The organism is Amycolatopsis sp. NPDC024027, from assembly GCF_040638975.1.
Lineage (GTDB): Bacteria > Actinomycetota > Actinomycetes > Mycobacteriales > Pseudonocardiaceae > Amycolatopsis.
This window is the reverse complement of record NZ_JBEZYY010000004.1, coordinates 82,206-96,127: the sequence shown is the minus strand read 5'-3', so window position 1 is coordinate 96,127 and position 13,922 is coordinate 82,206. Positions and strand designations below refer to the sequence as shown.

Sequence of the window (13,922 nt, the reverse complement as noted above, 5' to 3'; positions counted from 1 at the left end):
CGGCTCCGGCGGCCGCGCTCGGCGGGCGGGTTCCAGCTCGGCGGGCTCGGCAGGCGACCTCCGGCGGACGCCCGGGCCACACCCAGTGGGCTTCGGCACCCGCCCGGGCCGTCCGCTTGGCAGGGACGGCACCGCTGGGGCAGGCTCGGCCGGGTGCACATCCGGCGTGACGTGAAGGTGGGTCTCTCGGTCGCGGCCGCCCTCGTCTGGATCGGCGCCGTGACGTTGCTCATCGTGCACGAACCTGACCCGGGTGCGGCCACCCCGGCCGAGCTGCGCGACCGGCTCGCCTCGGCGCTCTCCGGCCACGACGCCGACGCCTTCGCCGACCTCCTCGACTACCCCGGTTCGGGCGGCGGCGACTTCGCGAAGGACTACGTCTCGGTGCTGGCCGACCGCGGGGTCCACGCCGTGCGCGTGGACCTGGGCCCGGACGTGGCCGCCCCGACCCGCGCGACGGTCTCCGGCGCCCTCGGCGACGGCCAGCCGTTCAGCTACCCGCTGACCGTGACGAGCGAAGACGGCCGCTGGACGGTCGCCTTCACCCCGCCCCTCCCCTGAACAGCCGGCCCGCGTACCCGGACGGTCGGACGGCGAGCCGGCCGTTCCGGTACGTCAGGACTCGCGGAGGTGGGCTTCCACCCGGTCCACCTTGGCTTCGAGCTGGCCCTCGAAGCCCGGCCGGATGTCCGCCTTCAGGACCAGGCCGACCCGGGCCGAGCCTTCGCCCGCGGCCTCGACCGCGCGCTTGACGACGTCCATCACCTCGTCCCACTCCCCCTCGATGTTCGTGAACATCGCGTTGGTCGAGTTGGGCAGGCCGGACTCGCGGACGACCTTCACCGCGCGGGCCACGGCCTCGCTCACCCCGCCGTCGGGGTCCCCGCCGGACGGGCTCACGCTGAACGCGACGATCATGCTCGGAAGTCCCTTCTTCGGTGGCCATTTCCGCCAGTCGTGCGACACCCGCCGGTACCCGCTGGTAACTTCGCGTGTCATGAACCGTCCGCTGCCGTTCGACCCGATCGCCCGCGCGGCCCGGATCTGGGAGGACCGCATCGGGCCCTCCGGGACCATGGCCGCGGTGACCGGGGTGATGCGGGTCCAGCAGATCATCCAGTCCGCGGTGGACGGCGCGCTCAAGCCGCACGGCTTGACCTTCGCCCGGTACGAAGCACTGGTGCTGCTCACCTTCGCCCGCAGCGCCAGCCTGCCGATGCGGGTGATGGGCGAGCGGCTCCAGCTGCACCCCACCAGTGTCACCAACATAGTGGACCGCCTGGAGCGCGACGGGCTCGTCAAGCGGGTCCCGCACCCGACCGACCGCCGCACGACGCTGGTGGAGATCACCGACGAGGGCCGCCGGCGCCGCGAGGCCGCGACCGAAGCCGTCACCGCCATCGACTTCGGGCTGAGCGGGCTGACCGAGCGGCAGACCGAGCAGCTGACGGACCTGCTGACCAAGGTGCGCCGCGCCGCCGGGGACTTCAGCGAGTAAGCGCTCGACAGCGGAAAGGCCCGCGCTCGGAAGAGTGCGGGCCTTTCTCACGTCTTGGGAATCAGACGGCGACGGGTTCCTTGACCTGGAACAGGCCGACACCGCCGTGGGACAGCCGCTGCGGGCCGTCGAGCTTGCCGTTGCGCAGCGCCCACTTCTCGAACAGCCAGGTGAACAGCGGCGGGATGCTCGCGAGCAGCGCCAGGACCAGCGTCTTCGGGCGCCAGCCGAGCGGCTTCGCCACGGACAGGGAGACGACCACGTAGAGAACGAAGATCACGCCGTGCACCATGCCGAGGACGGGCACGCCGCCCTCGTGAGAGGAGTGGACGACGTACTTGAGGAACATCCCGACAAGCAGCGCCGCCCAGGAGAGGGCTTCGGCGACTGCGGCCACGCGGAAAACTAGAGCGGCCTTGCTGGACACTTCTTCCTCCTGTGGGGTCTCACCACGTTGGTTCATGACACGAGAAAACGCCCGACACACCGTCCAAGGCGGACTGCCTGTGGACGTCAACGGCGCTGTCGGACGTGCTGATACCCAGTGTGAGGCGTGACGGCGCTCACCGGAACACCGGGGCCCGTGACGGTGCTCACGGCCGTGGTCCACTGTGGTCTGAACCACGGCCGCGAGCCGGTGGCGATTACCCCGCGCAGGGCGAAGCCGGGGCGGCCGAAGGTGACGTCCCCCACTTCGCCGTCGCGTCGCCGGTGAGGCCGAAGTCGAGCGTCGTCCCGCGCTTCAGCTGGTCCACGTTGACGTACACGTGGTCACTCGGCTGCGAACCGACCTTCAGCCCCGAGACGTACTGCAGCTTCGAGCCGTCCGCACCGGGCGCCTTGATCGTGACGTCACGCCCGTTCTCCAGGTGCAGCACGGACTTCTCGAACCGCGGCGTGTTCAGCACGAAGTTCCCAGTACCTGGGACGGCGGGATAGAGCCCGAGCGCGCTGAAGACGTACCAGGCCGACATGGTGCCCAGGTCGTCGTTCCCGGTGACGCCGTTGGGCGCGTTCGTGAACAACGTGTGCGCCGCCCGCACGACCGTCGACGTCTTCGCCGGCTGCCCCGTGAGCGCGTACATCCACGGCGAGTGCAGGTCCGGCTCGTTGTTCGGGTTGTAGCGGAACTGGTCGTAGTAGTCGTACGGGCCGACGACCCAGTTCTCGCGCACCGCCGTCGCCGGGTTCTTCACCAGTTCGTCGTAGGCGAAGAAGTCGTCGAGGCGCTTCCCGGTCGCCGCCGGGCCGCCCATCCGCTGCATCAGGCCCGGTACGTCCTGCTGCACGAGCCACTGGTACTGCCACGCCGTGCCCTCGTGGAAGCCGTCCTGGCTCTGCGGGCTGTACGGCTTGTCGGCGGGCGAAAACCACGCGCCGCCGAGGACCTTCGGCCGGAAGAAGCCGGTGAAGCCCCGGTCGGACTGGCTGGCATCCCACAGCGTCCGGTAGGTCCGGCCCTTCGCGGCCAGCGCCGCCGCGTCGTCCTTCTTGCCGAGCGCGGCCGCCATGACCGAGAGCGAACAGTCACCGAGCGCGTACTCCAGGGTGGCCGAAGCGCCGTGGTTCGGGTCGGTGTCCTGGCCCTTCTTCGGGAAGTCCGGGTCGTACTGGACGAACCCGTCCTTCTGGTAGCTCGCCTTGCCCGAGCGGCCCTGGAACGGCGACGCGGCGGGCGGGATCTCGCGCGAGTTCTGCAGCAGGGCCTGGTAGGCGTGCAGCTCTTCGCCCGATAGCGCGCCGAAGCGCCAGAGGTCGACCAGGAACGGCGTGACCGGGTCGCCGGTCATCGTGTTCGTCTCCTGGCTCGCGTACGCCCACCTCGGCAGCCAGCCGCCCTGGTCGTGGATGGCCAGGATGCTCTTCGCGATGTCGCGCGCCCGGTCCGGCCGCAGCAGTGCCAGGAGCTGGTTCTGGGAGCGGTAGGTGTCCCACAGCGAGAAGAAGTCGTAGTACGTCCAGCCGGCCGCGCGGTGGACCTTCTTGTCGAAGCCGTAGTAGCGGCCGTCGGCGTCGTTCGCCGTCAGCGGCTGCAGCAGCGCGTGGTACAGCGAGGTGTAGAAGACCGTGCGGTCGTCCGGCGTGCCGCCCTTGATGTCCACAGTGGACAACTCACGGCGCCAGGTGCGCTGGACGCCGGCCTTGGCCGCGTCGAACGACCGGATGTGCTCCGCGGCCAGGTTGATCCGGGCGCCCTGCGCGTCCACCTGGGAGATCGCGGTCGTCGCGGTGACCTGACCGCCGCCGCCGAAGGTCAGCCACGCGCCACGCAGGCCCGCGCCGCCGCTCGACTCGCGGGACCCGGGCGTGCCACCGGCCGGCGACCACGTGCCCGAGGACTTGAAGGGCCTGTCGAACCTGGTCGTGAAGTACGTCGTGTAGGCCTTGCCGCCGCAGAACGCCTGCGACTCCACGGTGCCCTCGACGGTCCGGTCGTCGACGACCCGGATGCTGCTGCCCGTCACCGGTTCCTTGTCGTTGGCCTGCCCGACGTTGACGAAGACGTTGGCGTCACCCGGTTTCGTGAAGGTGTACCGCTCCGCACCGGCCCGGGTCGCCGCGGTCGTCTCGACGTCGACACCGCCGTAGCCGGTCAGGTGGACCTTGTAGTAGCCCGGCTTGCCCACCTCGCCGTCGTGGGTGAACGGCGCCGCGTACTTCGCCTGGTCGAAGGTGGCCGGCTTGGTCGTGTCGAACGCCTTGCCCGGACCCACTTCGCCGGTGGTCGGCAGCGTCGAGACGAGGCCGCCCTGCTCCCAGCAGCCCGCGCCGGACAGGAAGAAGTGCCCGAAGCCGCGGATGGCCGTGTCGGTGTAGCGGTAGCCCGCGTAGTGCGAGGTGATCGGGCTGACCTGCGTCATCCCGAACGGCGCCGACGCGCCCGGGAACGTGTTGCCCTCGTCCTGCGTGCCGATGAACGTGTTGACGGCGTCGAGAGCGTCGCCACCCGAAGCAGAGGCGACAGCGGGACTCACCCCCGTCGCCACCACGGCGAGCGCCAGTGCGCCCACCAGGACCTTGTTCTTCAAAACTGCCCTCCGGAGAACAGGAAAGGCCGCCCGTGCGGAACGCGGGCGGCCTTTCACGGATGGATCGTCACGCGCCGATGCCGATGGCGAACACGTGGAGCGCGCCGCCGCTGACGTTGTCCGGCAGCGTCACGCTCGCCACCGTTTTGCCGGCGGCCAAGGTGATCGGGTTGGTGCCGAACACCATCGTGCGGATCTGCTGCGGGTCGCTGCCCGAAGCGTTGCGGTACGGCGTGGACAGCACGATGCGGTTGCCGAACGCCGGCTGCGCGCCGCCACCGCCGAGGGTCCAGTCGGAGAACCCGATGGTCGCGGTGGACGTGCTGCCGTCGGTGTAGGTGATCGTCAGCGTGCCCGAGGCGTTGCCGTTGGACGCCGAGCCGAGCAGCGCGAGCCGCCCGGAGCCCGTGACGTTCACCGTCTGGCCGCCGGCGACGACGTTGTCCGGGTCGCCCGCCGGGAACGACGGCCAGGTGAACTTGATGCCGTCACTGGTCACGGTGCCGCCCGGCGTCGCCCCGGCCGCGGCGAGGGCGTCGGCTGAGTAGCTCCAGCCGCCGCCGTCGAAGTTGGCCGCGCCGGAGTTCGCGTCCGGCGAGATACCGGCGTTGTTCACCGTGGCCAGCCAGCTGTTCGGCTGGGCCACCAGCACCGTCAGGACGGCCTGCGAGGAAGCCACGCCGGGCGCGGAGAACGTCACCGGGATGCGGCGGGCGCCGTCGGCCAGCCCCGCCGGGACCGAAACCGTCAGCTCCGCGCTCGCTTTGCCCGCCGCGGGCACCGCGATGCTGCCCGTCGCCGGGGTCAGCGTGATCCCGTCGACGCTGCCCGCACTGTAGGTCCAGGTCCGGGCGGTGCCGGAGAGGTCCTGGACACCCACGGACGCCTTCGACGTCGACCCCGCGGGCGTCACCGCGCGCGCCGGGTCCACGAAGGACAGGCTCGGCTTCTCCTGCTCGCGGAACGACGGCGGGGCGTCGGCCGCCGCGCTGCCCCACGCGGTCGCCGTGGCGGAGCGGGTGTAGTCGAGCGTGCCGCCGCCGGAGATCAGCGCCTCCGGCAGCCACGCCTTCGCGGCGGCACCGCCGTTGACCTTCAGGCTGCCCACGTAGTCGCCGGTGCCCGGCGCGTTGATGGTGACCTTCTTGCCCGAGCCGGTGGTGAGCACCGCGTGCTCGAAGCGCGGGGTGACCAGCAGTGTCTCGGCGCGGCCCGGGATTTCCGGGTAGATGCCGAGCGCCGACCAGACGTACCAGGCCGACATCTGGCCGAGGTCGTCGTTGCCGATCAGGCCTTCGGGACGCGGGTTGTACAGCTCGTCCATCGAGCGGTGCACGATCGCCTGGGTCTTGGCGGGGGCGCCCGCGTACGAGTAGACGTACGGCGCGTTGGAGTTCGGCTCGTTGCCCATGAAGGCGTACGGCTCCTGCGTGCCCGCGTTCAGCTGGGTGAAGAAGGTGTCCAGCCGGGACTGGGTCGCGGTGTTCCCGCCGAACGCCGTCACGACGCCGCCCAGGTCGTAGGGCACCATCCACTCGTACTGCGCGCCGTTGCCCTCGACCCAGCCCTGCGAGCTCGCCGGGTCGTAGGTGCCGGCGAACGAGCCGTCCGCGTTGCGCGGCTGCAGGTGCCCGGTGCCGGGGTTGTAGAGGTTTTGCCAGTTCTGCGCGCGCTTCATGAACGTCGTGTAGGTCGCGCTGTCGCCGAGTCGCTTCGCGAACTGGGCGATGGAGAAGTCGGCGCTGGTGTATTCCAGGGTGTCCGCGCCGGCGCCCGGCACGTAACCCAGCTTCTGGTAGTCGTCCAGGCCCGGCCGCTCGGTGTAGCCCTGGGTCGGCTGCGTCGCGCCCTTGATCATGAGCAGCAACGCCTTCTGGGCGTCGAAGTCCCGGGCGCCGAACGCATACGCGCTCGAGACGATGATGTGGTACGGGTCGCCGTTCATGACGCCGGTGTAGTCGTTGGCGACCGTCCAGCGGTCCCACGAGCCGCCCTGCTCGGCGTAGGCCATCATCGACCGGACGATGTCCGAGGTCTCCTTCGGGTCGATCGTCGCCAGGAGCGGGGCCTCCGAGCGGTAGATGTCCCAGCCGGAGAAGTTGGTGTACATCGCGTGGCTCTTGTCGGCCGTGTGGATCCGCCCGTCGAAGCCGGGGTACTGGCCGTCCACGTCGGAGAACACGTTCGGCTGGATCAGCGAGTGGTACAGCGAGGTGTAGAACGTCGTCAGGTCGGCGTCGGAGCCCCCGGTGACGGCGATCTTGCCGAGCTGGTCGTTCCACGCCTTGCGCGCGCTCGCGGCCACCGTGTCGAACGACTTCTTGGTGTTCTCCGCCTTGAGGTTGGCCTTCGCGCCGTCGACGGACACGAAGGACAGTCCGACCTGGACGTTCACCTGCGCGCCGTTGAGGTTGGCGAAGGTGACGTACCCGCCGCTGCCCGGGCCGGACACGGTCGTGTCCTGCGTCTTGGCCTTGGCCGGGCGCGCGATCGAGGCGTCGACGCCGTTGGGCTGCGCGACCTTCGCCTTGGCCCCGCCGGTTTCGGCGGCCTTGTTCGGCGTCACGGCGCCGTTCTTCCACGTGCCGATCGAGGCGAACGGCGTGTCGAACTTGGCCGAGAAGTAGACGCGGTAGCTGTTGCGCGCACCGCAGAAGCGGCCGCTGGTGGCCCAGCCGCTGATGGTGTCCTTGCCGATGGTGATGGACGCGTCGTCGGTGCCGTTGACCGAGCCGGAGGTGTTCACCAGCAGCGTCGAGGACGCGCCGGCCGGGTAGGTCAGCCGCGCCGAGCCGGTGCGCTGGGTCGCGGCCAGCTCGACCTTCGCGCCGCTGTCCAGGGTGACGTCGTAGGCGCCCGCGGTCGCGTGTTCGTTGGCGTGCGAGAACTTCGACGTGTAGTGGGCCGGGTCGGTCGCCGGGGAAGTCGTCACTTCACCGACATACGGGATGAACGGGATGTCCTGATAGGTCGAACAGCCCGCCCCGGAAAGGTGCGTGAGGCTGAACCCGGTCAGGGCGTTGTCGTCGTAGAAGTAGCCGCCGGGCTGGGATTTCACCGTGTCCGGGCTCCACTGGACCATCCCGAACGGTGCGACCGCGCCCGGGAACGTGTTGCCGGCACCGCCCCCGGTGCCGTGGTCGGCCCCGCCGGGCCGGGTGCCCACGAAGGGGTTGACCCACTTCGCGTAATCCGTGCTGGTAGCCGCCGCGGCGGGCACAGCGGGAGCTACCGCCGCCGTCACCGCCAGCGTCAGGAAGGTTAAACCGGCTCTTAAGCGCGCTCGCGCCATGGCCATCGCCTCTCCACCTCATCAGCGCGACCCAGAAACGGTGCCATGACAACCTTGTCGCGCAGTCGGTCGAACCCGGCCACCTTGGGCAGTGGCTCACGAGACAGTCAAGGGACACGTCAAGACCTGTCCGCTTCCGGACAGCGTCATCAGCCGTCTGTCCTACGCCGTCGGTAGCCGAATCGGCACAATCCACGCGACAGGCGTTGACAAGCACCGGGGGCGTGGCGTTCAATCCCCGTCACTATGACAACGTTGTCTCCTCTCGGCCGGGACCGGGACGGCAGCACGCGCACCGCGAGCAGGCGAGCCACGATGAGCGACGTGGCCCGGCTGGCGGGCGTGAGCATCAAGACCGTCTCGCGCGTGGTCAACGACGAACCGGCGGTGCACCCCGACACCGCCGAGCGGGTCATGGCGGCCATCGAGCAGCTGGGGTTCCGGCGCAACCTGGGCGCGCGGAACCTGCGCCGCGGGTCGACGACCGGCACCATCGGGCTGATCGTCGAGGACGTCGGCAACCCCTTCTACTCCGAGCTCAACCGCGCGGTCGAGCGCATCGCGACGTCGTTCGGGCGCCAGGTGCTCACCGGCTCGTCCGAGGAGAACTCCGACCGCGAGCGCGAGCTCGTCCTGGAGTTCTGCGCGCGGCGGGTCGACGGCATCCTCGTCGTCCCGGCCGGCCTGCAGCACGGCTACCTGGTGCCGGAGATGCGGGCGGGCACGCCGGTGGTGTTCATCGACCGGCCGGCCGGCGACATCGTGGCCGACACCGTGCTGGTGGACAACCTCGGCGGCACCATCGAAGCCGTCACCCACCTGGCGCAGCACGGGCACCGGCGGATCGCGTTCCTCGGCGACAGCCCGGACATCTTCACCGCGGCCGAGCGCCTGCGCGGGTTCCGCGAGGGCTGCGTGCGCAACGGGATCTCCTACGACGAGTCGCTGGTTTCGATGGGGACCCCGACCCCGGACGCCGTCGGCAACGCCGTCAAGCGGCTGCTCGACGGCCCGGACGCGGCCACGGCGGTGATCGCGGGCAACAACCGGATCGCCGTGCACGTCCTGCGCGCCCTCGCGCACGCCGAGCACCGCCCGGCGATGGTCGGGTTCGACGACTTCGAGCTGGCGGACCTGCTGAACCCGCCGGTGACCGTCGTCGCGCACGACGTCAGCGCACTGGGCCACGCCGCGGCCGAACTGCTTTTCGCCCGAGTACAGGGAGATCAGTCCCCGCCGAGAAAGGTAGTCCTGCCCGTGCATCTCGTCGCCCGTGGTTCCGGTGAGGTCGCCCCGTGACCCTCGAACCGATCCGGCTCCCCGCCAACCAGCCGCCGCAGTTCTACCGCGGCGGCGACGCCATCGCGGCGCTGCGCGGCGCGTCGCCGGACAAGAAGTTCGGCCCGGAGGACTGGGTCGCCTCGGCGACCACGATGTTCGGCCAGGAGGCCAACGGCCTCACCCGGCTCCCGGACGGCGCCTGGCTGCGCGACGCCGTCGTGGCGAACCCGAACGGCTGGCTCGGCGCGAAGCACGTCGAGGCCCTCGGGACGTCGACCGGGCTGCTGGTCAAGCTGCTCGACGCGGGCCAGCGGCTGCCCGTGCACTTCCACCCGGACGACACCTTCGCGAAGCGCCACTTCGATTCCCACTTCGGCAAGACCGAGGCGTGGATCGTCGTCGGCACCTACGGCGACGACCCGCGCGTCTACCCGGGCTTCAAGGAGACGCTGCCGAAGGCGACGGTGTCCGAGTGGACGCGCGAGCAGGACGTGCCTTCCATGCTGGGCGCGCTGAACAGCATCCCGGTGTCCGCCGGCGACACGGTCTACATCCCGGCCGGGCTGCCGCACGCGATCGGCGAGGGCGTGTTCGTCGTCGAACTGCAGCAGCCGACGGATTTCTCGCTCACCATCGAGTGGCGCGACTTCCTCGCGTCGCCGGAAAAGGGCCACCTCGGCCTCGGCTTCGACACCGCCATCGAGGCACTGGACACCTCGGGCTGGGACGCCGAACGGCTGGCCACGATCATCAAGCGCACCGCGGGCGACCGCTCGTCCAGCGTGGACCTGCTGGCCGGCGGCTCGGAACGGTTCTTCCGAGCCGAACAGCTGCGCACGGACAAGCTGACAACGTTGTCACTCGATCCGTCGTTCGCGGTCCTCGTCGTCCTCGACGGCGAAGGCACCCTGCGGACCGAGCACGGCGGCGAGCACCCGCTGGCCAAGGGCGACACCTACGTCGTCCCGTTCGACGCCGGCCAGACCGAGCTGTCCGGCACGGCGACGGTGATCCGCTGCCGGCCGCCGGCGCCGGAAGAGAGGCACGGATGAGCGAAATCCTGCTGGACGCGATCGACCTCACCAAGCACTACGGGTCGGTCGAAGCCCTGCGCGGCGCGTCGTTCCAGGCCCGCGCGGGCGAGGTGACGGCGCTGATCGGCGACAACGGCGCCGGCAAGTCGACGCTGGTCAAGTGCCTCTCCGGCGCGGAACAGCCGACGTCGGGGAAGATCGTCCTGGACGGGGTCGAGGTGCACTTCGACTCACCGACCACCGCGCGACGGATGGGCATCGAGACCGTCTACCAGGACCTCGCCGTCGCGCCGGAGCTCGACCCGGCGGCGAACCTGTTCCTCGGCCGCGAGCTCCACCGCAAGGGCATCCTCGGCAAGCTCGGGATGCTGGACAAGAACGAGATGCGGCGCCAAGCGATCGAGGAGTTCCAGCGCCTCGGCGTGACGCTGCAGAGCACCGACGTCCCGATCGGTTCGCTGTCCGGCGGCCAGCGGCAAAGCGTCGCCGTGGCGCGTTCGGTCGTGTGGGCGTCGAAGGTCGTGTTCATGGACGAGCCGACGGCCGCGCTGGGGGTCGTGCAGCGCGAGCGGGTCCTCGACGTCATCAAGAAGGTGCGCGACAAGGGCATCGCCGTCGTGCTGATCAGCCACAACATGCCCGAGGTGCTGTCGGTGGCCGACCGCGTCGAGGTGCTGCGGCTCGGCAAGCGCGTCGCCCGGTTCACCGGCTCGGACACGAAGCTCGAAGACCTCGTCGCCGCGATGACCGGCGCGCTCGTCCAAGAGGAGGCCGCGTGAGCGTGTCCAGTCCCCCGAAGGACATCCAGGAGTCACCCGAGGCGGGCTTCGGCAAGCGGCCGCTGGGCAAGCGGCTGATCGAGGCCAACACGTTCTGGATCGGGCTCGTCCTGCTGGTGCTGGTCATCCTGTTCAGCGTGCTCGCGCCGGACAGCTTCCCGACGCTGTTCACCTTCCAGACGCTGTTCATCGAGTCCTCGGTCCTGCTGATCCTGTCGGTCGGCATGACGTTCGTGATCATCACGTCGGGCATCGACCTCTCGGTCGGTTCGGTGCTGATCCTCGCGGGCATGGTCGCGGGCAAGGTGATGGAGGCGATGTCCGGCGGCGACGCGTCGAAGGCCGGCTGGGGCGTGATCCTCGTCGGGCTGGTCGTCGCCGTGGTCACCGGCACGATCTGGGGCGTGATCAACGGCGTCCTCGTCGCCGTGGCCAAGATCCCGGCGCTGATCGTCACGCTCGGCACGATGGGTGCCGCACTCGCCACCGCGTACCTGCTGAACGGCGGCTCGGACCTGCGCACCGTGCCGGCGGAGCTCACCAAGACGCTGGGCTACGGCACGTCCTTCGGCATCGTGCCCAACCTGGTGATCGTGGCCATCGTGATCACCGTGATCGGCGCGTGGCTGCTGCGGACGACGAAGTTCGGGCGGTACACGTTCGCGGTCGGCTCCAACGCCGAGGGCGCGCGGCGCGCGGGCATCGGCGTCACCGCGCACCTGCTGAAGGTGTACACGCTGACCGGTTTCCTGGCCGGGATCGCCGGGTTCCTTTCGCTGGCCTACTACAACTCGACCACCATCTCCGGGCACACCACCGACAACCTCAACGCCATCGCCGCGGTCGTGATGGGCGGGACGAGCCTGTTCGGCGGCGTCGGCACGATCCTCGGCACGGTGATCGGGGTCTTCATCCCCGCGGTGCTGCGCAAGGGCTTCAACATCATCCACGTCCAGGACTTCTGGCAGATGTTCATCGTCAGCTGGGTCCTGGTCGCCGCGGTCTGGTTCGACCAGCGCCGCCGCCGTCGCCGCAACTCCCGCTGAGTCCCCCAAGTACAAAGAGGTGCTTATGAAACTGACCAAGACTCTCACCGCCATGGGTGCCGTGGTCTCCGCCGCCGCCCTGCTCACCGCGTGCGGATCCGGCACGGTCGGGCAGAGCGGGTCCGGTGACTCCGCCAAGCCGGTCGGCGGCAAGAAGCTGGCGCTGATCCCGGGCGTGCAGGCCGAGCCGTTCTACATCTCGCTGCAGTGCGGCGCGCAGGCCGAGGCGGAGAAGCTCGGCTACGAGCTGACCACCCAGGCGCCGCAGAAGTTCGACGCTCCCCTCCAGACCCAGCTGGTCAACGCGCTCGGCGCGAACCCGCCGGCGGCGCTGCTGATCGCCCCGACCGACGACACCGCGATGCTGGCGCCGATCCAGCAGGTCAAGGCGCGCGGCACGAAGATCGTCGAGGTCGACACCGCGCTGAAGGACACCGGCGTCGCCGTGTCGTCCGTTTCCTCCGACAACTCCGCGGGCGGCAAGCTCGCCGCCCAGACGATGGCGAAGCTCGCGGCCGGCAAGAGCGGCTCGGTCCTGGTGCTCGACACGATCGCGGGCACGTCCACGACCGCCGCGCGCGCCAAGGGCTTCGAGGACGAGCTGAAGAACACGCCGAACCTGAAGTCGATCGGCGTCCAGTTCACCCAGAACGAGCCGGAGCAGGCCGCGGCCAAGGTGACGGCGGCGCTTTCGTCGACCCCGGACCTCATCGGCGTCTTCGCGACCAACCTGAACACCGGCGAGGGCGCGGCGACCGGCCTGCGCAACGCGGGCAAGGTCGGCGCGGTCAACCTGATCGGCTTCGACGCGAGCCCGTCCGAGGTCGAAGGCCTCAAGAACGGCCAGTACCAGGCCCTGATCGCCCAGGACCCGGCCTCGATCGGCACCCAGGGCGTCCAGCAGGCGGTCGCGGCCGTCGAGGGCAAGCCGGCGACGCGGAACCTCACCGCGCAGCTGCACTCGATCACCAAGGACGACATGGACGCCAACTCGCAGTACTTCTACAAGCAGAGCTGCTGATCCGTCCGTCAGAGCCCTGTGGGTGGTGCGCGCACTGCTCACAGGGCCCTGACCAGCGTTTTCACCGGCGGTGAACACCGCCTGCCGGTCATCGCGGTGGGAGAACCGCTCACCGCACCACCCGTTTCCCCGAAGGGGTGTCGCGCGTCACACTCATCTGCACATGCATCTGCACTACCGGATGCATGTTCGCAGGGAGGGTGCGATGAAGTACGAGCGGCCGGCTTTGCACCGGACGATCTTCGCCGTGGACGTCGAGGGTTACGGCGACCAGCGCCGGACCACGCCACACCGGCTGGCGTTGCGCAACGGGCTGTACCGCGCGCTCTGCCGCGCGTTCGACGACGCCGGCGTCCCGTGGGCGGCCTGCCGTCGCGAGGACTGCGGCGACGGCGTCTTCGTCCTCGTCCCACCGGAGATCCCGAAGGGGCCCTTCGTCGAGTTCCTGCCCGCCGCGCTCGCCGTCGCGCTGCACCGGCACAACCGGACCCACGACCCCGGCGCGCGGATCCGGCTCCGGATGGCGCTGCACGCGGGCGAGGTCGCCTACGACGACCACGGCGTCACCGCGCCGGCGATCAACCAGACGTTCCGGCTGCTGGAAGCCAGGCCGCTGAAGGAGGCGCTCAAGGCGTCCCGCGGCGTGCTGGCGCTGATCACGTCGGCATGGTTCTTCGACGAGGTCGTCCGGCACAGCGACGATCTCGACCCGACGACGTTCCGGCCGGTGCCGGTGGCGGTCAAGGAAACCCGCACGACCGGGTGGATCTCGCTGCCGGACCGGCCGTACCCGGCGAACTCGAGCCTGCTGGGCAACGTGACGTCGATCGACCACTACCGGACCTGGCGCCGCTTCCGCCGCCACGCCCAGGTGCTGGCCGACCGCGACGGGCCCCCCTAGCCGTAGGATCTTTGCCCTGGACACCGCCGCCGAGGGGAGGC

At 70.1% G+C, this 13,922-nt stretch carries 12 protein-coding genes; 8 read left to right on the top strand and 4 right to left on the bottom strand.

Translation table 11 applies throughout. From position 1 onward, the window contains the following. Positions 1 to 153 precede the first annotated feature (153 nt). A complete protein-coding gene (locus AB0F52_RS12360; RefSeq protein WP_360168542.1) occupies positions 154 to 561 on the top strand; it encodes a hypothetical protein in 408 nt (135 codons plus the stop codon). A gap of 54 nt (positions 562 to 615) precedes the next feature. Here the strand turns inward: AB0F52_RS12360 and AB0F52_RS12355 are convergent, their stop codons facing one another. Continuing rightward, positions 616 to 918: a thiamine-binding protein gene (locus AB0F52_RS12355; RefSeq protein ID WP_360169561.1), complete on the bottom strand. Its 303-nt coding sequence runs from the start codon at positions 916 to 918 to the stop codon at positions 616 to 618. Between the two features lie 79 nt (positions 919 to 997). Between AB0F52_RS12355 and AB0F52_RS12350 the strand changes: the two genes are divergently transcribed. Beyond that, positions 998 to 1,498, top strand: coding sequence for a MarR family transcriptional regulator (locus AB0F52_RS12350; protein ID WP_103335330.1), 501 nt, complete (start codon positions 998 to 1,000; stop codon positions 1,496 to 1,498). A gap of 61 nt (positions 1,499 to 1,559) precedes the next feature. Here the strand turns inward: AB0F52_RS12350 and AB0F52_RS12345 are convergent, their stop codons facing one another. From AB0F52_RS12345 to AB0F52_RS12335, 3 genes are all read right to left on the bottom strand, one after another. Beyond that, on the bottom strand, positions 1,560 to 1,925 hold the full coding sequence (locus AB0F52_RS12345) for a DUF3817 domain-containing protein (RefSeq protein ID WP_360168538.1): 366 nt from the start codon (positions 1,923 to 1,925) through the stop codon (positions 1,560 to 1,562). 217 nt (positions 1,926 to 2,142) lie between these two features. Further along, positions 2,143 to 4,527, bottom strand: a complete 2,385-nt coding sequence (locus AB0F52_RS12340; protein WP_360168536.1) for a GH92 family glycosyl hydrolase — start codon at positions 4,525 to 4,527, stop codon at positions 2,143 to 2,145. 67 nt (positions 4,528 to 4,594) lie between these two features. After that, a complete protein-coding gene (locus AB0F52_RS12335; RefSeq protein ID WP_360169558.1) occupies positions 4,595 to 7,819 on the bottom strand; it encodes a GH92 family glycosyl hydrolase in 3,225 nt (1,074 codons plus the stop codon). Between the two features lie 315 nt (positions 7,820 to 8,134). On the opposite strand from AB0F52_RS12335, the gene AB0F52_RS12330 reads away from it, so the two are divergent. The 6 genes from AB0F52_RS12330 (at position 8,135) to AB0F52_RS12305 (ending at position 13,881) form a co-directional block, all read left to right on the top strand. Further along, entirely contained in the window at positions 8,135 to 9,118 is a 984-nt protein-coding gene (locus AB0F52_RS12330; protein ID WP_360168533.1) for a LacI family DNA-binding transcriptional regulator, read from the top strand. Continuing rightward, the gene (locus tag AB0F52_RS12325; RefSeq protein WP_360168530.1) at positions 9,115 to 10,152 is read left to right on the top strand and encodes a class I mannose-6-phosphate isomerase; all 1,038 of its coding nucleotides are present in this window, start codon (positions 9,115 to 9,117) and stop codon (positions 10,150 to 10,152) included. Before AB0F52_RS12330 ends, AB0F52_RS12325 begins: the two co-directional genes overlap by 4 nt. Beyond that, on the top strand, positions 10,149 to 10,913 hold the full coding sequence (locus tag AB0F52_RS12320; protein ID WP_360168527.1) for an ATP-binding cassette domain-containing protein: 765 nt from the start codon (positions 10,149 to 10,151) through the stop codon (positions 10,911 to 10,913). Before AB0F52_RS12325 ends, AB0F52_RS12320 begins: the two co-directional genes overlap by 4 nt. After that, positions 10,910 to 11,959: an ABC transporter permease gene (locus AB0F52_RS12315; RefSeq protein WP_360168524.1), complete on the top strand. Its 1,050-nt coding sequence runs from the start codon at positions 10,910 to 10,912 to the stop codon at positions 11,957 to 11,959. Before AB0F52_RS12320 ends, AB0F52_RS12315 begins: the two co-directional genes overlap by 4 nt. A 25-nt stretch (positions 11,960 to 11,984) precedes the next feature. Beyond that, positions 11,985 to 12,980, top strand: a complete 996-nt coding sequence (locus tag AB0F52_RS12310; RefSeq protein ID WP_360168521.1) for an ABC transporter substrate-binding protein — start codon at positions 11,985 to 11,987, stop codon at positions 12,978 to 12,980. Between the two features lie 205 nt (positions 12,981 to 13,185). Then, complete coding sequence (locus AB0F52_RS12305; protein ID WP_360168518.1) at positions 13,186 to 13,881, top strand: hypothetical protein; 696 nt, start codon at positions 13,186 to 13,188, stop codon at positions 13,879 to 13,881. The last annotated feature ends 41 nt before the right edge of the window (positions 13,882 to 13,922 follow it).

Excerpts from the sequence above, each read along its gene's own strand:
- AB0F52_RS12355 (WP_360169561.1), bottom strand. The coding sequence starts at position 918 with ATGATCGTCGCGTTCAGCGTGAGCCCGTCCGGCGGGGACCCCGACGGC.
- AB0F52_RS12350 (WP_103335330.1), top strand. The coding sequence starts at position 998 with ATGAACCGTCCGCTGCCGTTCGACCCGATCGCCCGCGCGGCCCGGATC.
- AB0F52_RS12335 (WP_360169558.1), bottom strand. The coding sequence starts at position 7,819 with ATGGCGCGAGCGCGCTTAAGAGCCGGTTTAACCTTCCTGACGCTGGCG.
- AB0F52_RS12330 (WP_360168533.1), top strand. The coding sequence starts at position 8,135 with ATGAGCGACGTGGCCCGGCTGGCGGGCGTGAGCATCAAGACCGTCTCG.
- AB0F52_RS12320 (WP_360168527.1), top strand. The coding sequence starts at position 10,149 with ATGAGCGAAATCCTGCTGGACGCGATCGACCTCACCAAGCACTACGGG.
- AB0F52_RS12310 (WP_360168521.1), top strand. The coding sequence starts at position 11,985 with ATGAAACTGACCAAGACTCTCACCGCCATGGGTGCCGTGGTCTCCGCC.
- AB0F52_RS12305 (WP_360168518.1), top strand. The coding sequence starts at position 13,186 with ATGAAGTACGAGCGGCCGGCTTTGCACCGGACGATCTTCGCCGTGGAC.